The sequence below is a fragment of the Streptomyces meridianus genome (assembly GCF_023703325.1).
Lineage (GTDB): Bacteria > Actinomycetota > Actinomycetes > Streptomycetales > Streptomycetaceae > Streptomyces > Streptomyces meridianus.
The window spans coordinates 74,512-95,365 of the sequence record NZ_JAMQGM010000015.1 but is presented as its reverse complement, the minus strand read 5'-3'; the positions used below and the strand labels follow the sequence as shown (position 1 = coordinate 95,365).

Sequence of the window (20,854 nt, the reverse complement as noted above, 5' to 3'; positions counted from 1 at the left end):
CGCCCCTCATCCCCAGGGGATTTCAAGGCATTTGACCGGATGCGGCTTCGGGCGATCCAGGCGGTACAACAGTCCGCCAGCCTACCTTCCGACGGGCACCGCGCAGGTCACGGGGCGGATCTCACCTGCTGTGCTGCATGCGCCGCCCGCACAGGAGAAAGACCACATCACGGTCGTGTTCGACCCACGAACCGGGGTCCGACGTGTCCAATTCCACAGACTGCAACAGCGCGCATTCCACTGAGTATCCGTCGTTCGCGAGGGCTCTTCCCACGGCCTCCGCCTCGTCGCGGGTGACCGCGTGCGCGACGATCCGCTCGGGACGGCGGGCGGCGACGGCCGCGACGACCGGGGCTCCTCCGCCGCCGACCCGGACCACATCCGGTTCCGGCAGGTCCTCCAGGACCTGCGGGGCGGTGCCGTGCACCACCTCGAGCTGGACGCCGAACCGGCGGGCGACGGCGGCAGCCCGTCCGCAGGCGTTCTCGTCGCGGTCGACGGCGATGACCGCCGCACCGAACCGGGCGGCTTCCGCGGCCGCGGCGCCGCTTCCCGCACCGATGTCCCAGACGAGGTCCCCGATGCGCGGTCCGAGTCTGGCCAGTTGCGCGGCGCGCAGCGGGGCGGACTCCCCGGGGCCCAGCGGCCCGGCGTAGTCGGACGCGGGCAGGGCCCATCCGCGGGGCGCGGCGGAGCGGGCGGCCTCGCCCCCCGCGATCCAGCCGCTGCCCTGGGACGGGGACTGCTGGTGTCCGCCGATGGAGATCACGACGTTCGGATCGCGCCAGGTGTGGTCGGCCACCTTGTCCGAGGTCAGGACGGTGACCTGCTCCTGACTGGTGCCCAGCGCCTCGCAGATGACGAACGAACGGTGCACGGGGCCGAGGAGCAGAGCGAGTTCGGCCGGCCCCGCCCCGGGCGAGGTGAGCACCGCGACCTTCGGGTGGGCACGGCAGACGTTGACCGCCCGGCGAAGGTCACGGCCGTGTGCGACGACCACCTGGGCGTCGTCCCACGGCATCCCGGCCCGGGCGAAGGCGGCGGCCACCGACGAGACGGCGGGCACGACCTCGACCTCGAGTCCGTGCTGCGGGGCCCGAAGGGTGCGGACGACACCGAAGAACCCGGGGTCGCCGTCCGCGAGGACGACGGCGGAGCCGCGGTGTCCGGCGATCCGCCGCGCGGCCAGATCGAGGCTGCCCAGCCGGATCCGCTCGGCGGCGGGCGGGACCTCGGGCAGGGCGAGGTGGTGGGCCGCGCCGGCCACCAGGGTCGCCGCGCCCAGTGCCGAACGCGCCGCGTCGGTCAGCGGCGTGCCGTCCCACCCGATCACCGTGACCCGGTCGGCCATCTCGTCAGTCTCCTGGGAATGTCGCGGATCGGCAGATCCCGTGGACAGGGGCCTTGAACACTACCCCGGCGCCGGCGCTCGGCCGTCCGGCAGGGCGTACGTGACTGCGGGGCGGGCCCGGCGGATCAGTTCCAGTCGGGGTACACGGCGTAACCGCCCATGTCGGCCATGTGCTCGGCCATGCCGTCGAGGTCCTCCGGCAGCAGGCTCCAGACGATGAGGTCGGTGCGGGTGTCCGTCCAGCTGCCGTCGTCTCCTCGGGTCCGCACCATGCCCGCGTTGCGCAGTACGCCCTCGCTGATGCAGCCGGCCTTCTGGGCGACCTGCTGCGCAGCGGTGTTGCCGGCCGCGGTGCGCAGCTCGATGCGCTCGAACTTCTGGTCCCGGAAGAGCCATTGGGCGACCGCGTTCAGGGTTTCCGAGGCGTAGCCCTCCCCGCGCGCCCAGGGGGCGGTGACGTAACCGGCCTGGGTGGAAAGGCACCGCCAGTCGGTGTTGCGCAGGTGCATGCTGCCGACGAGCCGCTGGGTGAGGAACTCGGTGACGGCGAAGACGATCCCGCGTCCCTCGGCGCGCTCGGCGGGTGCGAGCGCCGAGATCCACGCTCCGGCGTCGCGGGTCGTGTAGGGGTGGGCCGCGGCGGTCCATGCGGTGACGGACTCGTCGTTCATCATCTCCACGAGCGCGGGCACATCGGCTTCCTCGAACGGGCGCAGCACCAGCCTGTCCGTACTGATGGAGGTGTCCGGAAAGGTGGATGTCATGCGGCTCCGTACCTGTCCTTCGAGGTCGGGGACTGCGGGCCCCCACGTGTTTGCGGCAAGGACACAGCATGCAGCATGTCCGTACCGATGTGCAGGGCCGGGCCCCGCAACGACGGGGCCCGGCCGGTTCGTCGGGGCGGGGGTGTGCCCTGCGGCTCAGGAGGCGAGCGGACCGAACTCGGGGATGACCGAACCGTCGCTGTACTTCTTCTCGATGAACTTCTTCACCTGGTCGGACTGGAGCAGCTCGGCCAGCTTCCTGACGCGAGGGTCGTCCTCGTTGCCCTTCTTCACCGCGAGGAAGTTGGCGTAGGGATTGTCCTTCGCCTCCTCGATGGCCAGGGCGTCCTTCGACGGGGTGAGCTTCGCTCCGATCGCGAAGTTGCCGTTGATCACGGCGGCGTCGACGTCCGCGAGCCGGGCCGGGATCTGCGGTGCCTCCAGCTCGGTGAACTTCAGGCCCTTCTTGTCGGTGACGTCACCGAGAGTGGCCTCGGCTCCGACGCCCTTCTTCAGTGCGATGAGGCCCTTGCCCGCCAGCAGGTTGAGCGCGCGGCCCTCGTTGGTGGCGTCGTTGGGCAGCGCGATGGTGTTGCCCGGCTTCAGCTCGGAGAGCTTGCCGACCTTCTTGGAGTACAGGGCGAGCGGCTCGACGTGCACGTTCGCGACGGGCACGATGTGGGTGCCCTTCTGCTGGTTGAAGTCGTCGAGGAACGGCTTGTGCTGGAAGTAGTTGGCGTCGACGTCGCCGCTCTCCGTTGCCGGGTTGAGCTGGGTGTAGTCGGCGAACTCCTTGACCTCCAGCTTCAAGCCCTTCTTCGGGGCCAGTTCCTGCTTCACGAAGTTGAGGATGTCGCCGTGCGGTGTCGGGTTGGCGCCGACGACGAGCGGGGCGTTCCTGTCACCCTTGGCGGAGGTGTCCGAGTCGGAGGGCGCGCTGCACGCGGCGGAGCCGAGTCCGACGGCGGCGGCGAGGGCGGTGGCGAGGGTGATCCTGGTCCTGCTGCGCACGAAGAGTGCCTCTTTCCTGGTCACGATGGTTCTGCCCGGCAAAGGGTCCGGGCTCGTGGGTTCTGGACGAGTGGGCGGGTTTCAGCCGCCCGGTGTCCGGGGCGCGGCAGCCGGGTCGCCCGCGGTGCCGGCGATGTCGGGTGCTGCGCCGCCGGAGCGGCTGCGCAGCAGACGTGCCGGGGCTGCGGCCCCGGCGTGGCCGCGGTCGGCCAGCCGTCGCGCCGCAAGGTCACCGGCCAGCTGGACGACGGTGACGATGGCGATCAGCAGCACCACGGTGATGACCATGAGGGTGGTCTCGAACCGCTGGTAGCCGTAGATGTACGCCAGGTTGCCCAGCCCGCCGCCGCCGATGGCGCCGGCCATGGCCGAGTAGCCGATGAGGGCGATGACCGTGGTCGTCGCCCCGGCCACGAGCGAGGGCAGGGACTGCGGCAGGAGCACCTTGAACACGGTGGTCCAGGTGCCGCCGCCCATGGACTGGGCGGCCTCGACCAGCCCGTGGTCGACCTCCCGGACGGCGGTCTCGACGAGCCGGGCGAAGAACGGGATCGCCCCGATGGCGAGCGGTACGACGGCTGCGCTGGGCCCGATCGAGGTTCCGATGAGGAACCGGCAGAACGGGATGAGCACGATCATCAGGATGAAGAACGGCAGCGAGCGGCCGATGTTCACGATCACCCCGGTGACCTTCGCGACCAGGGCGTTCTGCAGGAGGCCGCCGCGGTCGGTCAGGACCAGCAGGATGCCGAGCGGGAGCCCGCCGAGGACGGCGTAGAGCGTCGACCACCCGACCATGAACAGCGTGTCGAGGCAGGCGTCGGACAGCAGTGGCTGCATCTGTGACCAGGTCACTTGGCGCCCTCCTCGGTGATGTCGGCGCCTGCTGCGGCACCGGCGACGTCCACCTGCAGACCCTGCTCGCGCAGGAAGCCGATCGGAACCACGTTCTCCTCGAACCGGCCGGGCAGTTCGATGCGCATCCGGCCGACCTGCCGTCCTCCGACGGTGTCCATGGCGGCGCCGAGGATGGAGATGTCGATGTTGTAGGTGCGCGACAGCTCGGAGATGACCGGCCGGGTGGCGGCCTCGCCCTGGAAAGTGACGTCGACGACCGTGCGGTCCGGGCCCGACGCCTCGCCGCCCACCGGGAACAGCTCGTGGGCGAGCTCGGAACCGGGGGTGGCGAGCAGTTCGGCGACGGAGCCGGACTCGGTGATCCGGCCGCCCTTCATCAGCGCCGCGGAGTCGCAGATCGTCTTGACGACGTCCATCTCGTGCGTGATGAGCAACACGGTCAGGCCGAGCTGGCGGTTGAGGTCGCGCAGCAGGTGCAGGACGGAGCGGGTGGTCTCGGGGTCGAGCGCGGAGGTCGCCTCGTCGGAGAGCAGCACCTGGGGGTCGCCGGCCAGCGCCCGGGCGATTCCGACCCGCTGCTTCTGGCCACCGGAGAGCCGCGCCGGGTATGCCCCGGCCCTGTCGGCGAGCCCGACGAGGTCGAGGAGCTCCAGGGCCTTGCGGGACCGTTCGCGGCCGTTGAGGCCGAGGATCTCGAGGGGGAACTCGACGTTGCCCTGCACCGTCCGGGACGAGAGCAGGTTGAAGTGCTGGAAGACCATGCCGATACGGCTGCGGGCCTGCCGCAGGGCGGAGCCCGCCCTCGGGCCGCGGCCTGCGAGGGCGGTGAGGTCCTGGCCGGCGACGTGGACCGTCCCGGAGCTGGGGCGCTCCAGCAGGTTGACGCAGCGGATGAGGGTGGACTTGCCGGCTCCGCTGCGGCCGACGACGCCGTACACCTCGCCCGCGCGGACGTTCAGATCGACGCCGTCGAGCGCGGTGATCTCGCGGCCTCGTGAGCGGTAGACCTTGGTCAGGCCTCTCGTGGTGATCACAGGGGTTTCCGTCACAGTCGAGTGCGCGGGGCATGGGTGGCCACCGGGCACGGGGCATCGGTCTCGGAAAGCGGCACGGTGCAGTGAACCCTCCGGGCGGTCCCGGAAGAGCATTCGTGACGCGGGGGGCTGAGCCGCAGGGCGGTCCGATCTCACGGATCCGCGCGTCGTGCGGCGGTCTCGCTTCGGGGCACGAGGTTCAGGCGCGGGCCCTCAGCGGTCACACATTCGACACAGGCAACGAGCACCGGGCGTCGTGTTCGCCTCGGTCGCAGGGGTGCGGCAGCTCGTCGTGGTCATGCGGGTCAGTTAAACAGCCGTGTTCCGGAGCAACCAAGTGCGTCCGCATTCTGGACAGCGCAGGTCACACAGTGGACTCGCATCCGCGCGGGTCAGTCCTCGGCCGTGATCTCCACACGTCCGCCGCAGGCCCGGGCGGAGACAGCCGAGAGGTCGTCGACGACCACGTCGGCAACCAGATCGTCCCGGGCGTGGGTTGTGGCCAAGGCCACGGTGCGCATGCCGGCCGAACGGCCGGAGAGGAGCCCCATGGGCGCGTCCTCGAAGACCACGCACCGCTCGGGGTCGGCGCCGAGCGCCTTCGCGGCGAGCAGGTACGGCTCGGGGTCCGGCTTCCCGCGGGTGATGTCGTCGGCCGCGATCAGCAGGGACGGACGCAGCTCTGCCGCGCCGAGCCGCGCCTCGGCCAGCCGCCGGGTCGCCGAGGTCACCACGGCCCATCTGCCGTCGGGCAGCGAGGAGAGCAGCTCGCGCGTGCCCGGAAGGACCCGGACACCGCCGGCGTCCGCCACCTCGAGGTCCTCGATCCGCCGCAGCGCCCCCGCCGTCCGCTCCCCGGGCACCAGGTCGGCGACGATGTCGGCAGCGGTCCGGCCGTGCAGGGCGTAGCGTGCGAAGGCCTCCGCGGTGACGCCGTACTCGTGGGCCCAGACGGTCCAGCAGCGGTTCACGGACTCCAGGGACGAGACGAGCGTCCCGTCCATGTCGAACAGCAGGGCGTCAGCGGTGATCTTCATGACGGGCCAGGGTACGCGGCGCTCCGGGGCCGGTCGCAGGCAGGCGCCGGGCGCGCATTAGAGTCCCTTCATGCCCGCCCCTCCCACCCTGCCGAGGTTCCGGTGATCGACGCCCTGACGGTCACGGTCTCCGTGACCGCGCTCCTGCTGGCCGCCTGGTGCGGGTTCGCCGTCTACCGGGATCAGCCCACCAAGGACTGGCACTTCGTCGGCATGGCCGTCGTGACCCTGCTGGTGCTCGTCCAACTGGTCGTCGGCATCGTGCAGCTGGCCCGGGGCGAGGAACCCCACGACAGCACCGCGATCTTCGTCGCCTACCTGTTCGGCGCCACCGCGGCCGTTCCCGCCGCGGGGTTCCTCTCGCTGTCCGAGCGCACCCGATGGGGCTCGGCGACGGTCACCGCGGGCAGCGTGGTCCTGGCCGTTCTCGAGGTGCGGCTGTTCGACATCTGGGGAGGCGCCGGTGCCTGACACCGGAAACACCGGGCCCACTGCTCAGGCCCCGGGTGACAGTGCCGCCGGGGCCCGGGCGAGGCTCGGCGCGGGCCCCGGACGCCTGTTGCTCGCGCTGTACGGCGTCTTCACCGTCGCCGCGGCCTCCCGGTCCGCGTACCAGCTGGCCGTGCAGTTCGACGAGGCCCCGCTCGCCTACGCGCTGTCGGCGCTGGCCGCACTCGTCTACGCCTTCATCACCGTCTCACTGGCACGCGGCGGCGAGACGGCGCGCAGGGCAGCGACCGTCTGCTGCGCCGCCGAACTTCTCGGTGTGCTGGCCGTGGGCACCTGGACGCTGCTCGAGCCGTCCGCTTTTCCCGACCAGACGGTCTGGTCGGACTACGGCATGGGGTATCTCTTCCTGCCGCTGGTGCTTCCGGTCACCGGGCTCGTCTGGCTGCGCCGGGCACGCCGCAGCTGACGGACGGGGCGCCCGGCCGGCTGTTCCCGGAACCGAACGGACGGGCGTCGATCCGGCCCGCCCCTCAGGCGCCGGTCGTGTAGGAGTCCGCGTTCGCGCCCTTTTCCAGGTGGATGAGGCTCAGCCGCTGCGAGACCTGTTCCGTGGCCACCGGCGCATAGCCGCACCTCCGGTACAACCGCAGGTTCGCCTCGCTGCGGTGGCCGGTGAACAGCCGGTACCGCTTGGCCTCCAGGTCGGCCCTCAGCAGGTTCTCGATCGCGGCGAGCAGCCGCCCACCCAGCCCGTGGCGGCGCATCCGGGGGTGGACGATCAGCTTGGCGAGCCGCGCCGTCCCGTCCGCGTCGACCGTTCCGCGCACCGATCCGACGATCTCGGTGCCGAGCCGGGCCACGAGGACCCGGCCGCCGGCGAGTTCGGCGCGGAGCTGGTCGAGGGTCTGGGTGAGCGGCTCGAGGGAGTAGTCGCCGTACAGTTCGGCCTCGCTCTGATAGCTGAGGTACTGGAGTTTGAGGATCTGCTCGGCGTCGTGCTCGGTCGCCGGGGAGATGGTCACGCTCATGCCCATGCGCTGCCTGCCTCTCATCGGTCCGCCCCGGCGCAGCGAGGTGTGTACGCGGGAGCCGGAGTCCGCGCCGGATCCAGGCGCGGACGTCCGTGGCGGTTGGCTACCGCTTCCTTCCCCGGTGTTGCGGAGTCGCAATCTCCGCGGCGAGCATTCTGCGCAGGCAGCTCAGACAGCGGGAGCGGACCGGCCCCAGACTGCCCTGCGAGATGTCCAGGGCATCCGCGACCTCACGGTAGGTCAGGTCGGCCGGGGAGAGCATGACCGCCAGCAGCCGCGGGCACCGTCCGGGCAGCCGGCGGACGGCGGAGCGCAGCGTCCGCTGCGCATCCGCGGCGACGACCCGGTCCTCCAGGGAGGGCGCCGCGCAGCGCGGTTCGTACGGCCCCGCTTCCCGGACCCGGCCGTAGGGCACCTCCCGGAGATTGCGGCGCCGGGCCGCCCGGGCCTCGGTCCGCACCGCTGTCCGGAGCCAGGCGGCCGGGGCCGCCGGCGGGCCCAGCCACCTGGTCCGCTCCAACAGCCGCAGCCACACGCCCTGTTCGAGGTCCTCCGCGTCGACGCCGTGACCGTGTGCCTCGGCCGAGGCCTCGACGGCGAGCAGCGGACGCAAAGTGGTGAAGAGGTCGCTGAAGGTCATGAACGGGAGAACGCGCCTGCGGCCGGGGCCGGTTTCGCCGGAAGCCGCAGCTCACCCGACCGGGTGGCGCTTCTCGCACATGCCATTCGCACAGGCCGCCCGCACGGTCGGCGGCGCGGAACCGCCGGTGCCCGGACGGCGGTGTGTGCACGTCCGGGCACCGGTGACGCCGGCTCAGGAACGGCGGAAGTCGTCCCGTGCCAGCAGTGCCGTGTCGCAGTTGTCGGAGAAAATACCGTCGATGCCCGTCTCGAAGTACTTCTTGAAGGCGCCGAACGCGTCCCCGTAGGCGTTCGGGTCGCTCCCGCGACGGAAGTCGGCGGGCAGGAAGGTGTTCTCGTTGCGCATCGTGTAGGGGTGCAGGATCAGCCCGGCCGCGTGGGCGTCACGCACCAGGGTGGTCGGCGTCCCCAGGTGGCCGGTGGAGTCCCGCGGGATGACCAGCCCCAGGTCGGGGCCGATGCCCTGGGCGAATCCGGCGATCCACTCCAGCCCCTCGGGCTTGACAAGATCCGCAACGGTCCGCGGGTCGCCCGCCTCGACGAAGTCCCAGGGGCGCGACGACGCCTTGGAGAGCAGAACGACGAGCCGGGAGTCGACGAGCCGGTCGAGCCGCTGGATGCTGCTGGGCTCGAACGACTGGAGGAAAACGGCGGAGTTGTGCTTGTGCCGGCCGTAGCGGCGCAACAGCTTGGCGAGCGGTTCCTCCAGGCCGAGACCCAGCTTGCGGAAATAGGTGGGGTGCTTGGTCTCGACGTGCAGCCACACCGGGCGGCCACGTTCCCGGCCCTTGCGCTCGGCCCATTCGAGGACCTCCACGAAGGTGGGCACCTCCCACCGGCCGTTGTAGAGCGTGTTGTGCTGCCGGTTGCCCGGAATGCGCTCCTTGGCCCGCAGCGTCTTCAGCTCGGCGAGGGTGAAGTCCTCGGTGAACCAGCCGGTGATCGAGGAGCCGTCGACGCTCTTGGTCGTCCGGCGACCGGCGAACTCCGGGTGTTCGGAGACATCCGTGGTGGCCGTGATGTCGTTCTCGTGACGGCAGACGAGGTGGCCGTCCTTCGTGGGCACCAGGTCCTGCTCGATGACGTCCGCGCCCATGTCGAGGGCGAGCTGGTAGGAACCGAGCGTGTGTTCGGGCCGGTAACCGCTGGTGCCCCGGTGCGCGATGACCGTCGGCACCGGCAGTTCGTGACCGCCGGAGGACGCCGACGCTGCTCGCCGGTTCTCCGGGCTCGCAGCGCCCGCAGCACCCGCCCCTGCAACGACAGCCGCTCCCGCGCCGAGGGCCGCGGCCCCCAGCAGCGTGCGTCTTCCCGGCTGCCGCTCCTGTTGCTGCTCGTCCTGCATGGAGCACTCCCTCGGGTCGTACGGATCGTGCCGATGACGGCCCGATCGTAGGGCCGCGGGGGTACGCAGAGGGAGACATCGGACGAACACAGTGCGAATGCTCACCGACTCTCCGTATCGGTTGGGTGTGCCCGACGTGCGAGGAACGGAGAGCCGCGAGTATCGTCCTCATCTGCGCACACCCACGGTGAATCGACCCCCTGACGTGCGCTTCGGACGACCATCACGACGGAGGGCCACGGTGTCCCGCATCCTGCTGAAGGCGATTCTCGGATTCCTCATGCGTGTCCTGTACCGCCCGAAGGTGGAGGGGCTGGACGCCATTCCGGGCAGCGGTCCGGTGATCCTGGCCGGAAACCACGTGACGTTCGTGGACTCGATGTTCCTGTCGCTCGTGGTGGAGCGGCCGGTGGCCTTCATCGGCAAGGACGAGTACGTCACGGGCACCGGAGTCAAGGGCCGGCTCATGGCCTGGTTCTTCACGACCGTCGGCATGATCCCCGTGGACCGGGACGGCGGGCGCGGCGGCGTCGCAGCGCTCATGACCGGCCGTCGGATCCTCGATGAGGGCCGGGTCTTCGGCATCTACCCGGAGGGCACCCGCTCGCCCGACGGGCGCCTCTACCGGGGCCGCACCGGGGTGTCCCGGCTCGCGCTGATGACGGGGGCGCCGGTGGTGCCGTTCGCGATGATCGGCACCGACAAGGTGCAGCCGGGCGGCAAGGGTGTCCCCCGGATCTCTCCGGTGACGATCCGCTTCGGCGCCCCGCTGGACTTCGCCCGCTACGAGGGCATGGACCGCGACCGGTACGTGCTGCGCGCCGTGACCGACGAGGTGATGAGCGAGGTCATGCGGCTCTCCGGCCAGGAGTACGTCGACATGTACGCCACGAAGGCCAAGGCCGCCTGAGTCACGTCCGGTACGAGGTCCCCGCGGGCGGCCCGTCCCAGCCGGGTACGACGGTGACGGGGATCTGCTCGGCGCGCCAGAGATCCAGGATGTCCGGGTTGTCGTCGTAGGCGTGCACCGGTTCGAAACGGGTGCGGATCCGCCGGAGGATGTCCTGCTTGACCGCCCGGTCCGGCCTGCCGTCGTTCCTCGCGCGCATCCACAGGACGTCCGACGGGACCGCGTGCAGCGCCAGCCACATCGCAGTGTGGGGCCGGTACCGGACCGAACGGGCCGTGACGATCAGTACGGCCCGTCCGGACGCGCGCGCGGCGTGTGCCGCCTCCACCACGTCGGGACGGGGAGGGCAGTCGACCGATGCGGTGTGGAAGGCGTGGAAGCTGCCGGGACCGTCGATGAGGTGACGGATCCCGCGGACGTCGCACAGGGTGCCGTCCACGTCGAAGATGACGGCCTCGCGTCTCACAGGCGATTCCACAGCGGCCCCCTCGGTCCATGACCCGGCAGCCTACGGTGGGCGGCGCAGGCGACGGACCGGGCCCCTTGCCGGTGCGGGCTCCGTTGCCGGATCGTCCCGTCGTCGCCGTGCATGGCCGGTCACCCGGACCGGGTCCGCCCGCAGTTCCCCCAACTCCGAGATCGTCCCGGCCGGCGACTTGGCGCGCCGCGTCGAGACGAACGCCGGAAGCGCCCTGAAGGCGATGCGGCTTTCGCCGCCCTGCTCCGCAGGGGTCCGGTTCCTCCCCGGCCTGGGCCGGGCATCCGCGGCAGAAGTCCGGTGAAGCAGCCCGCTGCTGCCGCACGTTCAGCCGCGGGGGCTCACTGCCAGGGCAGGGCGGAACGGTGCCGCCAGTACACGGCCGGTTTCTCGGCCAGTGCCGCCAGCCGCGCGAGGTGCTCCTCGTCGAGGACGAGTGAGGCGGCGGCCAGGTTGGAGGCGAGTTGGCCGGTGGTGGCAGCTCCGGAGAGGACCACCCCGGCCCAGGGTTGCGCGAGGACGGCCGCGAGAGCGACCGCGTCGCAGCCGGTGCCCGACTCTGCTGCGCAAGCGGCCAGTTCGGCGGGCTCCTGCCCCGCCGACGCGAGTCGGCCGTTCGCCACGGCCTCCTTCACGATCACGGTCAGTCCCGCCCCGTGCGCCTCCGCCAGCGCGGGCCCCGCCGACGTCTCCAGCAGGTTGTACGTCGCCTGGACCGCCCGGAACAGCGGCTCGCCACCGACCGCGACCCCGAGCGCCGCACGGATCGCGTCGGCCTGCGCCGGCCCGCTGGTCGTCAGACCGACCGTGACGCCCTCGCCGGCCAGACGCGCGAGGCGCTCGTGCAGCGCACGGTCGGTGAGCGCGGGGCTGTCCGGGGTCACCGAGTGGATCTGGTACAGATCCAGGCGCGAACCCAGGAGTTCGGCCGTCTCGGCGCGCTGGCGCTCGTACGCCGCCAGGCTGTGGTCCTTCACCTCGTGGACGTCGGTGTCGACGCGCCAGCCGGCCTTGTACGCGTAACCCCACTTGCTGCCCACCACGACGTCCCCGGCGTCCGGGCGGCTGCTGAGCCAGTCGGCGAGGAACTCCTCGGAGCGCCCGTACGAACGCGCCGCGTCCAGGTAGCGCACGCCGCCCGCGTACGCCGCGTCCAGCAGGGCGTATGCGCGCTCGCGCATCGCGTCCACCGTGCGGTCATCGGGAAGATCCCGGTCGCGGCCGAGGGTGATGTAGCCGGGCCGGCCGACCGCGGCCAGGCCGAATCCGACCCGGGCGGCCGGGGCTGCGACTTCTGCGAGGCGGTCGAGGGCCATGGCGTGTGTGTGCCTCCGCTACGGCTGATCGTGCCGGGCCCGCCGGTTCTGCGGGCCCGGGGACCAGTCTCTCAGCTCCTCTTCGCCGCCGCCCATGCCTGCTGCTCGGCCACGTCGCCCTTCACCTCGGCGAGCTGCACGGCCACGGCCGAGGGGGCCGTGCCACCGCGGCCGCTGCGCGAGGCGAGCGCGCCGGGCACGTTCAGCACCGTGCGGACCTCCCGGGTCAGGTGCGGGGAGATCCCGGCGAACTGCTCGTCCGTCAGCTCGTCGAGTTCGATGCCCTGCGCCTCGCAGACCTTTACGCACTCCCCCGCCACCTCGTGGGCCACGCGGAACGGGACGCCCTGGCGGACGAGCCATTCGGCGATGTCGGTGGCGAGGGAGAACCCGGCCGGGGCCAGCTCCTCCATGCGCTCCCGGTTCACGGTGAGCGTGGCGACCATGCCGGTGAAGGCGGGCAGCAGCACCTCGAGGGTGTCGCAGGAGTCGAAGACGGGCTCCTTGTCCTCCTGGAGGTCGCGGTTGTACGCGAGCGGCAGCGCCTTGAGGGTGGCCATCAGCCCGGTGAGGTTGCCGATGAGCCGGCCCGACTTGCCCCGCGCAAGTTCCGCGATGTCGGGGTTCTTCTTCTGCGGCATGATCGACGAGCCGGTGGAGAAGGCGTCGTCGAGGGTCACGAAGGAGAACTCCTTCGTGTTCCAGATGATGATCTCCTCGGCGAGCTTGGACAGGTCGACGCCGATCATCGCCGTGATGAAGGCGAATTCGGCGACGAAGTCGCGGGAGGCCGTGCCGTCGATGGAGTTGGCCGAGGAGCCCCGTTCGAAGCCCAGCTCGGCGGCGACGGCCTCCGGGTCCAGACCGAGGGAGGAGCCGGCGAGCGCTCCGGATCCGTACGGGGAGACGGCGGTGCGCTCGTCCCACTGGCGCAGCCGCTCGCCGTCCCGGCCCAGTGCCTGCACGTGGGCGAGGATGTGGTGGGCGAAGAGGACGGGCTGGGCGTGCTGGAGGTGGGTGCGGCCCGGCATGGCGACGTCCCGGTGCTCCTCGGCGAGGCGCACCAGTGCCTCCTGGAGGTCCGCGACGAGGCCGCCGATGATGCGGGCGTGGTCGCGCAGGTACATCCGGAAGAGGGTGGCCACCTGGTCGTTGCGGGAACGACCCGCACGCAGCTTGCCCCCGAGGTCGGCGCCGAGCCGTTCCAGGAGACCGCGCTCGAGAGCGGTGTGCACGTCCTCGTCGGCGATGGTTCCGGTGAACGAGCCGTCGGCGACGTCGGCCTCGAGCCGGTCGAGGCCGACGATCATGCGGGTCAGCTCGTCGGCGGTGAGCAGGCCGGCCCCGTGCAGTACGCGGGCATGTGCGCGGGAGCCGGCGATGTCGTACGGGGCCAGCCGCCAGTCGAAGTGGACGGACGCCGAGAGCCGGGCGAGCGCTTCGGCCGGGCCGCCGGCGAACCGCCCGCCCCAGAGCCGGACGTCGCCGGTCGTGTCGTCGCTCGGCTGTGCGGCGTTGCTCACCTGAAAGCTCCTCGTGCCTGTGAGTGACAGTGCGGCCGCCTCCCCGCCGGGACGGCGAGGAGGCGGCGGTGTACTTCCCGGACGTTACCGGCAGTGGCGCCTGCGGGCGGTCAGCCCTGGAGGTCGCGCTTCGCGGCGATCTTCGAGGACATTCCGAAGATCTCGATGAAGCCCTTGGAGAGCGACTGGTCGAAGGTGTCGCCCGTGTCGTAGGTCGCCAGGTTGAAGTCGTACAGCGACGAGGCGGACTTCCGGCCGGTCACGACGGCCCGGCCGCCCTGCAGGGTCATCCGGATGTCGCCGGTGACGTGCTCGTTGGCCTCGTTGATGAAGCCTTCCAGCGCCCGCTTCAGCGGGGAGAACCACAGGCCGTCGTAGACCAGCTCGCCCCAGCGCTGCTCCACCTGCCGCTTGTAGCGGGCCAGCTCGCGCTCGACGGTGACGGCCTCGAGCTCCTGGTGGGCGGTGATGAGCGCGATGGCGCCGGGCGCCTCGTAGACCTCGCGGGACTTGATGCCCACCAGCCGGTCCTCGACCATGTCGATCCGGCCGACGCCGTGGGCTCCGGCGCGCAGGTTCAGCTCCTGGATCGCCTCGAGGACGGTGACCTTCTTGCCGTCGATCGCGACCGGGACGCCGGCCTCGAAGGAGATGACGACCTCGTCGGCCTCGCGCGGCGTGGCCGGGTTCCGGGTGTACTCGTAGACGTCCTCGATCGGGCCGTTCCAGATGTCCTCGAGGAAGCCCGTCTCGACGGCACGCCCGAACACGTTCTGGTCGATGGAGTAGGGCGACTTCTTGGTGGTCGCGATCGGGAGGTTCTTGTCCTCGCAGAAGGCGATGGCCTTGTCCCGGGTCATCGCGTAGTCGCGGACCGGGGCGATGCACTTCAGGTCGGGGGCCAGGGAGGAAATGCCCGCCTCGAACCGCACCTGGTCATTGCCCTTGCCGGTGCAGCCGTGGGCGACGATGCCGGCGTTGTGCTTGTGCGCCGCCGCCACGAGGTGCTTGACGATGGTCGGCCGCGAAAGGGCCGAGACCAGCGGGTAGCGGTCCATGTACAGGGCGTTGGCCTTGATCGCCGGGAGGCAGTATTCGTCGGCGAACTCGTCCTTGGCGTCCGCGACCTCGGCCTCGACCGCGCCGCAGGCCAGGGCTCGCTCACGGATGACGTCCAGGTCCTCGCCACCCTGGCCGACGTCCACGGCGACAGCGATGACCTCGGCACCCGTCTCCTCGGCGATCCAGCCGATGCAGACGGACGTGTCCAGGCCGCCCGAGTAGGCGAGTGCGACGCGCTCGGTCACGGGTTTCTCCTAACGGTGCAGCGAGAGCTGTGGGGGTTCCGGGGGTCCCCCCGGCGAGGCTTGGCGCAGCGTCCGAAACACTGACCGGCATAACTATGCACTACTCCGTATGTTTCGTCAACGTGGCGGGCGGGAGGCGTCTGGGGCCGGGCTCACCCCGTGCGCGCCCGCACCGCCCCCTCCCCGGCCTCCGTTCGCACGGGCTCCCGGAAAACCCGCCGGAACGGAACGAGCCCAATTCCGCGTTTGCACACGGGATCATCGGGCAACCGAATCAGCGGCCGAAGAAACGCTGACGGTAAGGGAGCATGTCGTGAGTGGACGCAAGAAGGCCGAAGCGATGAGCAAGCAGATCATGGGCAAGGTCAAGACGACGGTCGGGCGCACGACCGGCAGCAAGCGCATGGAAGCCGCCGGCCGCGCCGAAAAGCTCCAGGGCGACATGAGCCAGGTCGTGCAGAAGGCGAAGGAGGCCTTCAAACGCTGAGCAGGTGGGCGCTCTCCTCCGGTGAATCGGGTGGGGCGGACGGATGAATCCGTCCGCCCCACCCGATTTCCGGTCCGGAACTCAGATGGGGGCGACTTCACGTTCGCGATCCGTGGAAGAAGGGATCGCCGGAATCGAACCCGGGGCGAGAACGCATCGGAGCGCCCGCCCCGCCGGACGGCGGAACGGACGCCCGATCGGCACATGCCGTACCCGAGCGGAACTCCCGGCAGCATTCCGGGAGTTCCACCTCAGCTTCCGGTCATGGCCTCACGCAGTTCGCCGAGGCACCGGGTGAGGAGCCGCGAGACGTGCATCTGCGAGATGCCGAGTTCGGCCCCGATCTGCGCCTGGGTGAGTTCCTGCCCGAAGCGCAGTTCCAGGATCCGGCGGTCCCGCTGATCGAGCCCGGCGAGCAGCGGCTTGAGTGCGTGGAGGTTCTCCACGATCTCCATCGCCGGATCGCTGCTCCCCATCCGGTCGCCGAGACCCGGGGCGTCTCCCCCGTTGTCGTCGTAGCCGGCGGGCAGGTCGAGGGATTCCGCGACATAGCCGTTGGACGCCAGACGCCCTTCGTTGACCTCCTCCACCGTGATGCCGAGGTACTCGGCGAGCTCCTCGGCGGTCGGAGCGCGGTCGAACAGGGCCTCCAGCTTCTCGTTCGCCTTGGCCAGTTCGAGACGCAGCTCCTGCAGCCGCCGCGGCACGTGCACGGCCCAGCTGGTGTCCCGGAAGAACCGCTTGATCTCTCCCGTGATGTACGGCAGAGCGAAGGTGTTGAACTCCACCTCGCGGCTGATGTCAAACCGGTCGATGGCCTTGATCAGACCGATGGTGCCGACCTGGATGATGTCCTCACGCAGTTCGGTGCGACTCCGGTACCGCGAGGCGGCGAATCGCACCAGCGAAAGGTTCAGTTCGATCAGCGTGTTCCGCACGTACTGGTATTCGTGCGTCCCTTCTTCCAGCGTCTGCAGCCGGTCGAAGAAGACTTTCGACATGTCACGTGCGTCGCCCGGAGTGACCTTTCTTGCGTCGGTCACCTCCGGCAGGGCCTCGCTTCCGACGGGTGCATCGCGCGACGGGGCGCTCGCATCCCGTGCGGCGGCGTCGGACGCCGCCGTTTCCATCAGATTCATGAAACCCTCCCACGAACAAAAAAGTTGCCGTTCGGCAATAGTTCCTCTGCCCGTGATCAAGCCCTCCACACCTGGGGAACCGCACCCGATTTCCGGATCAGCCCTCCGGGCAGGGATGAATGCCTCGTGCGGCACGGGGCAGGCCCACCAGCACAGCGATCGCGGCACCCGGCCGCATCCCCAGGCCGACAGGACGGTCCCATGACGACGGCACTCCATCGCATCGCCAAGATACTCGGCCGTAATCGCGAGCCCGCGAACCCCTCCCGGATGGGCAGAGGGCCCCAGGGTGTGTCCAGCGGAGCCATCCTCGCCCAGGGGCTGCGCACGCTGCGTTCCTGGTCCCGCAACGGCCGTTAGAAGTTGTCCGCTCCCTCGCCGCGGACCCGCGAACAACGCCGGACTACGCGGGTCCGCGGCCCCCACTGCCCTTGGCGGCCTTGCCGGGCCGGTCCGCCTTACCGGGCCCGTGCTCCTTACCGGGCCGGTGCTCCTTGCGCGGCCCGGGTGCCTTCCCCGGCCCGGCCTCCCGGACGTGCCGCGGCTTCTTCCCGGTCCTGACGTCCTCCGCCGCAGGGCGGGGGCCCCGGTCCGCCGCACCCCGGCCGGGCGTGGTCCGCGTACCGGCTGCCTCCGGTAGCTCCGGATCGCGCTCCGGGGAAGCCGGTACGGAGGTTTCGCCGCTGCGGCTCGGCGCGGGCTGCCGGACCGCGGCCCCCGATCCGCCCGCCGGATCGGCCGCCGACAGCGTGACGCCCAGGACGGTCATGGCCACTGCGGCACCCGTGGCGGCGAGCACTCCACCCCTGCGTCGCCGTCCGGCGGCCGTCGGACCGGGCAGCCCGTCGTGCCGGGTGTCGCCCGAGCCGACGACGGCGGCGGAGAGGGCAACCGGGGCGACCAGCCCGGCCCGGCTCCCCCCGTCCGCCTGCTGCTCGCCCACCGGCGGGCACAGACCCGGCCGGATGGTGTCCAGCAAGTCCTCCAGGCGCTGCGCGCAGTCCGGGGCGCAGGGCCGCGCCCACGGATCCGGGTCGGTCATCTCCCGTAGCAGCCGGTCGAGTTCGGGGGGCAGACCGCCGGGTATGACCGGCAGTCGGTGCAGCCGCGCCACGGCGGACTCGAGCGGCGTCCCCGCGTACTCGAGCTCCCCCTTGAGACACTCCAGCAGAACCAGACCGAGGGCGTAGATGTCGGCGGGTTGCTCGACCCGTTCCCCCTTGACCTGCTCCGGAGCGAGATAGGCGGCGGTTCCGACGAGCGCGCCGCCGTTGGTCGACGCCGTGGCGTCCACCGGCCGGGAGATACCGAAGTCCGTGAGATACGGGCGGCCGGCGCCGTCCAGCAGGATGTTCGACGGCTTGACGTCGCAGTGCATGACGTCCGCCGCGTGCACATGGGCGAGCGTTCCTGCGAGTGCTGCTCCGATCTCGGCGACGCGATGCGGGTCCATGGCCGTACCGGCCGCGTACTGGCGCAGGGTCCGGCCCTCGACAAGCTGCATCACGAGGAACGAACGCCCTTCGTGCCGTCCGATGTCGTAGACGGTCACCAGCCCGGCGTGCTCCAGACGGGCCAGCAGGAGCGCCTCGTCCTCGAAGCGGTCCTCCATGCCCCGCCCCACGCCCGGCCGGAAGACCTTGACTGCGACCGGCCGGCCCAGACGCCGGTCCGTTCCGCGGAAGACCTCGGCCGCGCCGCCCGACCCGAGCAGTTCGCCGAGTTCGTAGCGCCCTGCCAGCAGGCCCGTCGGGGACCACCCGGGCAGCCGGATGTCCTGTGGTGCCGTCAATGTCTCTCCCACGAGAAGTGCGGAACAGTTGCCCGAGTGCATATGTCGTCGCACGGCGCGTACCCGGTTCTCGCGTCGCCACCCTTACGGGCCGTCAGAACCGGACGCTGTTTCTCCGCCGCAGGCGGGGGTACCCGTTTCGCACAGTTCCGCCTGCCCGGGCCCCGGAGGCCCGCGGCCCCGAACGGATCCAGGAAAACGTGGACAGAATTTCCGACGTGGGGAAGGTCCTGCGCAATGCCGCGCCCCACCGCCTGCCCGAGGACATCGCCGCGGTGCTCGCCGAGCACTACGACGCCGGGGACGTCCGGCTGCGCATGGCCGACTACGGCATGCGCACACTGCAGAACACGGGACCGGCCGGACAGCACCTGGAGGCGATCCCGATCCAGGGGACCCCCGAGGGACGGGCGTTCGGCGCCCAGGAACCGTGGGTCGAGGCCGACCCGCTGCGCGAGACCGTCACCGTGCATCTCCCGGTGACCGTGCGCGGCGACCGGATGGGCGTCCTGACGGCGGTCCTGCCGGAGGCCCGGTACACCCCCGCCGTGCTCCCCGAGCTGGAGGCCGCCTGCGAGGCCCTGGGGCACGAGATCCTCGTCGCCGAACGGGACACGGACCGTTACGTGATCGCCCGCCGGGCGACCCGGCTCACGCTCGCGGCAGAGATGCAGTGGCAGCTGCTTCCGGGCCGCTCCTGCGACCGGCCGGAGTTCTCCCTCGGCGCCCACCTGGAGCCCGCCTACGCCGTCTTCGGTGACAACTTCGACTGGTCCGCCTCCGCCGACGCCCTGACCCTGACCGTCACCGACGGCATGGGGGACGGGATCGACGCCGCCTTGCTGACCAACCTGGCGGTCAGCGCCCTCCGCAACGCACGCCGGGCCGGCCTCGACCTGGCGGATCAGGCCCGCCTGGCCGACCAGGCCGTGTACGCGCAGCACCAGGGCGCAGTGCATCTGTCGGTCCTGCTGCTGCGCTTCGATCTGTCGACCGGGGAGGCCGAGGCCGTCGACGCCGGGTCGCCGCGCCTGTGGCGGCTGCGCGACCGGACCGTGGAGCCGGTGACCTTCGAGGCGCAGCTGCCCCTCGGCATGTTCGAGGACACTCCGTACGTGACGCAGCGGTTCGAGGTCCGTCCTGGGGACCGGCTGCTCCTGGGCAGCGACGGGGTGTACGACGTCGAGGGAGGGGGCGGGGAGAGGTACGGCGACCGGGCGGTCGCGCGGGCCCTGCTGGCCAACAGCCTCCTGCCCGCCGCGCAGGTACCCCGGGCGCTGCTGCACGAGCTCGGCGAGTACCGGGGCGAGACTCCGGTCGCGGACGACGCCATCGTGGTCTGCCTGGACTGGTACGGGCGCCCGCAGGGCACGGCGGACGGTGCGGACTCCGGTGCCCCGTCTCCGGTGCGACTGCGGCCGCCGGGAACCGGAAAAGACTAGGGTCTGCCTGACAAGGGCGCCGTCCGCCGTGAGGCGGCTCCCTGGGGGCGTCTGGTGCGTGCAGCTGCAAAGGCGGAGAGACGTCCTCGTAGTGGGCTGCTCGGGCGTTTCGACAACGCGGCGGATGCGCGTGCCAGGCGCTTCCGGCCAGGCGGGATTTGTCGGGCAGACCCTCTGGCGCCGCTGCCTCAGGCGGACTGGGCGGCGCCCGGTCGCATCACGGGCCGGTGGACGGGAGTGGTCGCCTCGACCGCCGTGCGAAACCCCTTCAGCCCCTCGACCAGGGCTTCCCGCTGGGCGGGAGGCATGGCGGCGATGGCCGTGCACATCGCCGCCTCCCGCCGGGCGCGCAATTCGGCGAGATAGGCCCGGCCCCGGCCGGTGAGCTTCAGTTCGAGTTCCCTGCGGCTGAACGGGCTCTGGGCCCGCTCCACGAAACCGATGGCCTGGAGCCGGTCGCAGAGACGGCTGACCGAGGACGGCGCGGAACCCAGGATCTCTCCGAGGGTACGCAGGTTGATGCCCTCGTCCCGGTCGAGGCTGTACAGCACCCGCAGTTGCGACGCGGACACAGGGGACGACGAGACCGCATCGCGGCCGCGCTCCCAGAGCACCTCGAGCAGTTCGATGACCTCGCCGGCCGCCTGGGCGGCATCAGGAGGCCGACGGTGCTGGGGTGCTGCGTTCACGCCCATGGCCATGACACTCCGAATCAGACTTGCCGGACTCAACAAAACCGCGAACGCGCTGTCCAACGGTCCCTTTCGTGCAATCGAATCGATCGCCGGTCGTACCTGTACCCCGGCAGGACCGTTCGATCCGGACACCCTATCGCCCGGCCGGCTGCCGGCTCAGCCCGTGCACCGAGCGGATGGAGAGTCCGCAATCCGTTCGCATGCCGTCGCCCGGTCAGGGCAGCCGCCACAACAGAAAGGCT

At 71.0% G+C, this 20,854-nt stretch carries 22 protein-coding genes; 6 read left to right on the top strand and 16 right to left on the bottom strand.

Annotated elements, in window-relative coordinates:
• Window positions 1–121: 121 nt before the first annotated feature.
• From cbiE to M1E25_RS06960, 6 genes are all read right to left on the bottom strand, one after another.
• Window positions 122–1,351, bottom strand: coding sequence for a precorrin-6y C5,15-methyltransferase (decarboxylating) subunit CbiE (gene cbiE, locus M1E25_RS06985; protein WP_251411320.1), 1,230 nt, complete (start codon window positions 1,349–1,351; stop codon window positions 122–124).
• A gap of 125 nt (window positions 1,352–1,476) precedes the next feature.
• On the bottom strand, window positions 1,477–2,115 hold the full coding sequence (locus tag M1E25_RS06980; protein ID WP_251411317.1) for a GNAT family N-acetyltransferase: 639 nt from the start codon (window positions 2,113–2,115) through the stop codon (window positions 1,477–1,479).
• Window positions 2,116–2,271: 156 nt separating this feature from the next.
• Window positions 2,272–3,126 carry a MetQ/NlpA family ABC transporter substrate-binding protein gene (locus M1E25_RS06975; RefSeq protein ID WP_251411315.1) on the bottom strand — a complete coding sequence of 285 codons (855 nt, stop codon included), beginning with the start codon at window positions 3,124–3,126 and terminating at the stop codon, window positions 2,272–2,274.
• 81 nt (window positions 3,127–3,207) lie between these two features.
• A complete protein-coding gene (locus tag M1E25_RS06970; RefSeq protein WP_251411312.1) occupies window positions 3,208–3,981 on the bottom strand; it encodes a methionine ABC transporter permease in 774 nt (257 codons plus the stop codon).
• On the bottom strand, window positions 3,978–5,018 hold the full coding sequence (locus tag M1E25_RS06965) for a methionine ABC transporter ATP-binding protein (protein WP_251411308.1): 1,041 nt from the start codon (window positions 5,016–5,018) through the stop codon (window positions 3,978–3,980). The genes M1E25_RS06970 and M1E25_RS06965 overlap by 4 nt, the downstream gene beginning before the upstream one ends.
• 392 nt (window positions 5,019–5,410) lie before the next feature.
• Entirely contained in the window at window positions 5,411–6,055 is a 645-nt protein-coding gene (locus M1E25_RS06960; protein ID WP_251411305.1) for an HAD-IA family hydrolase, read from the bottom strand.
• 102 nt (window positions 6,056–6,157) lie between these two features.
• Here M1E25_RS06960 and M1E25_RS06955 point away from each other — a divergent pair, with 102 nt between their 5' ends.
• Together M1E25_RS06955 and M1E25_RS06950 are read left to right on the top strand one after the other, a co-directional pair.
• Window positions 6,158–6,526, top strand: coding sequence for a hypothetical protein (locus tag M1E25_RS06955; RefSeq protein WP_251411302.1), 369 nt, complete (start codon window positions 6,158–6,160; stop codon window positions 6,524–6,526).
• Window positions 6,519–6,971, top strand: coding sequence for a hypothetical protein (locus tag M1E25_RS06950; RefSeq protein ID WP_251411299.1), 453 nt, complete (start codon window positions 6,519–6,521; stop codon window positions 6,969–6,971). The genes M1E25_RS06955 and M1E25_RS06950 overlap by 8 nt, the downstream gene beginning before the upstream one ends.
• Window positions 6,972–7,035: 64 nt before the next feature.
• Here the strand turns inward: M1E25_RS06950 and M1E25_RS06945 are convergent, their stop codons facing one another.
• The 3 genes from M1E25_RS06945 to M1E25_RS06935 all read right to left on the bottom strand — a co-directional run bounded on the left by M1E25_RS06945 (window position 7,036) and on the right by M1E25_RS06935 (window position 9,523).
• Window positions 7,036–7,539, bottom strand: a complete 504-nt coding sequence (locus tag M1E25_RS06945) for a GNAT family N-acetyltransferase (RefSeq protein WP_251411386.1) — start codon at window positions 7,537–7,539, stop codon at window positions 7,036–7,038.
• Window positions 7,540–7,639: 100 nt separating this feature from the next.
• A complete protein-coding gene (locus M1E25_RS06940; protein WP_251411296.1) occupies window positions 7,640–8,176 on the bottom strand; it encodes a sigma-70 family RNA polymerase sigma factor in 537 nt (178 codons plus the stop codon).
• A 174-nt stretch (window positions 8,177–8,350) separates the two neighbouring features.
• Window positions 8,351–9,523 carry a glycerophosphodiester phosphodiesterase gene (locus tag M1E25_RS06935; RefSeq protein WP_251411293.1) on the bottom strand — a complete coding sequence of 391 codons (1,173 nt, stop codon included), beginning with the start codon at window positions 9,521–9,523 and terminating at the stop codon, window positions 8,351–8,353.
• Between the two features lie 241 nt (window positions 9,524–9,764).
• Here M1E25_RS06935 and M1E25_RS06930 point away from each other — a divergent pair, with 241 nt between their 5' ends.
• Window positions 9,765–10,433 carry a lysophospholipid acyltransferase family protein gene (locus M1E25_RS06930; protein ID WP_251411290.1) on the top strand — a complete coding sequence of 223 codons (669 nt, stop codon included), beginning with the start codon at window positions 9,765–9,767 and terminating at the stop codon, window positions 10,431–10,433.
• A 1-nt stretch (window position 10,434) separates the two neighbouring features.
• Here M1E25_RS06930 and M1E25_RS06925 read toward each other — a convergent pair whose 3' ends face one another.
• From M1E25_RS06925 to M1E25_RS06910, 4 genes are all read right to left on the bottom strand, one after another.
• Complete coding sequence (locus tag M1E25_RS06925; RefSeq protein ID WP_251411287.1) at window positions 10,435–10,899, bottom strand: phosphatase domain-containing protein; 465 nt, start codon at window positions 10,897–10,899, stop codon at window positions 10,435–10,437.
• 353 nt (window positions 10,900–11,252) lie between these two features.
• Complete coding sequence (locus tag M1E25_RS06920) at window positions 11,253–12,227, bottom strand: aldo/keto reductase (RefSeq protein ID WP_251411284.1); 975 nt, start codon at window positions 12,225–12,227, stop codon at window positions 11,253–11,255.
• 71 nt (window positions 12,228–12,298) lie between these two features.
• Window positions 12,299–13,750, bottom strand: a complete 1,452-nt coding sequence (gene argH / locus M1E25_RS06915) for an argininosuccinate lyase (RefSeq protein ID WP_251411281.1) — start codon at window positions 13,748–13,750, stop codon at window positions 12,299–12,301.
• A 110-nt stretch (window positions 13,751–13,860) separates the two neighbouring features.
• Window positions 13,861–15,057: an argininosuccinate synthase gene (locus tag M1E25_RS06910; RefSeq protein ID WP_251411278.1), complete on the bottom strand. Its 1,197-nt coding sequence runs from the start codon at window positions 15,055–15,057 to the stop codon at window positions 13,861–13,863.
• 313 nt (window positions 15,058–15,370) lie between these two features.
• On the opposite strand from M1E25_RS06910, the gene M1E25_RS06905 reads away from it, so the two are divergent.
• Complete coding sequence (locus M1E25_RS06905) at window positions 15,371–15,544, top strand: CsbD family protein (protein WP_251411275.1); 174 nt, start codon at window positions 15,371–15,373, stop codon at window positions 15,542–15,544.
• A 251-nt stretch (window positions 15,545–15,795) separates the two neighbouring features.
• Here M1E25_RS06905 and M1E25_RS06900 read toward each other — a convergent pair whose 3' ends face one another.
• Window positions 15,796–16,683 (bottom strand): SigB/SigF/SigG family RNA polymerase sigma factor, encoded by an 888-nt coding sequence (locus M1E25_RS06900; RefSeq protein WP_251411271.1) that lies wholly within the window; start codon window positions 16,681–16,683, stop codon window positions 15,796–15,798.
• Between the two features lie 201 nt (window positions 16,684–16,884).
• Between M1E25_RS06900 and M1E25_RS06895 the strand changes: the two genes are divergently transcribed.
• Window positions 16,885–17,043, top strand: coding sequence for a hypothetical protein (locus M1E25_RS06895; RefSeq protein WP_251411269.1), 159 nt, complete (start codon window positions 16,885–16,887; stop codon window positions 17,041–17,043).
• Window positions 17,044–17,086: 43 nt separating this feature from the next.
• On the opposite strand, the gene M1E25_RS06890 is transcribed toward M1E25_RS06895, so the two are convergent.
• The gene (locus M1E25_RS06890) at window positions 17,087–18,475 is read right to left on the bottom strand and encodes a protein kinase domain-containing protein (RefSeq protein ID WP_251411266.1); all 1,389 of its coding nucleotides are present in this window, start codon (window positions 18,473–18,475) and stop codon (window positions 17,087–17,089) included.
• Window positions 18,476–18,675: 200 nt separating this feature from the next.
• Here M1E25_RS06890 and M1E25_RS06885 point away from each other — a divergent pair, with 200 nt between their 5' ends.
• Window positions 18,676–19,917 carry a PP2C family protein-serine/threonine phosphatase gene (locus tag M1E25_RS06885; RefSeq protein ID WP_251411263.1) on the top strand — a complete coding sequence of 414 codons (1,242 nt, stop codon included), beginning with the start codon at window positions 18,676–18,678 and terminating at the stop codon, window positions 19,915–19,917.
• A 188-nt stretch (window positions 19,918–20,105) separates the two neighbouring features.
• Here M1E25_RS06885 and M1E25_RS06880 read toward each other — a convergent pair whose 3' ends face one another.
• Window positions 20,106–20,612: a MarR family winged helix-turn-helix transcriptional regulator gene (locus tag M1E25_RS06880; protein ID WP_251411260.1), complete on the bottom strand. Its 507-nt coding sequence runs from the start codon at window positions 20,610–20,612 to the stop codon at window positions 20,106–20,108.
• Window positions 20,613–20,854: the final 242 nt, after the last annotated feature.

What these genes read in the sequence shown, in the direction of transcription:
- cbiE (WP_251411320.1), bottom strand. Translation starts at nt 1,351, where the DNA reads ATGGCCGACCGGGTCACGGTGATCGGGTGGGACGGCACGCCGCTGACC.
- M1E25_RS06980 (WP_251411317.1), bottom strand. Translation starts at nt 2,115, where the DNA reads ATGACATCCACCTTTCCGGACACCTCCATCAGTACGGACAGGCTGGTG.
- M1E25_RS06960 (WP_251411305.1), bottom strand. Translation starts at nt 6,055, where the DNA reads ATGAAGATCACCGCTGACGCCCTGCTGTTCGACATGGACGGGACGCTC.
- M1E25_RS06945 (WP_251411386.1), bottom strand. Translation starts at nt 7,539, where the DNA reads ATGGGCATGAGCGTGACCATCTCCCCGGCGACCGAGCACGACGCCGAG.
- M1E25_RS06940 (WP_251411296.1), bottom strand. Translation starts at nt 8,176, where the DNA reads ATGACCTTCAGCGACCTCTTCACCACTTTGCGTCCGCTGCTCGCCGTC.
- M1E25_RS06935 (WP_251411293.1), bottom strand. Translation starts at nt 9,523, where the DNA reads ATGCAGGACGAGCAGCAACAGGAGCGGCAGCCGGGAAGACGCACGCTG.
- M1E25_RS06920 (WP_251411284.1), bottom strand. Translation starts at nt 12,227, where the DNA reads ATGGCCCTCGACCGCCTCGCAGAAGTCGCAGCCCCGGCCGCCCGGGTC.
- M1E25_RS06900 (WP_251411271.1), bottom strand. Translation starts at nt 16,683, where the DNA reads ATGAATCTGATGGAAACGGCGGCGTCCGACGCCGCCGCACGGGATGCG.
- M1E25_RS06895 (WP_251411269.1), top strand. Translation starts at nt 16,885, where the DNA reads ATGACGACGGCACTCCATCGCATCGCCAAGATACTCGGCCGTAATCGC.
- M1E25_RS06880 (WP_251411260.1), bottom strand. Translation starts at nt 20,612, where the DNA reads ATGGGCGTGAACGCAGCACCCCAGCACCGTCGGCCTCCTGATGCCGCC.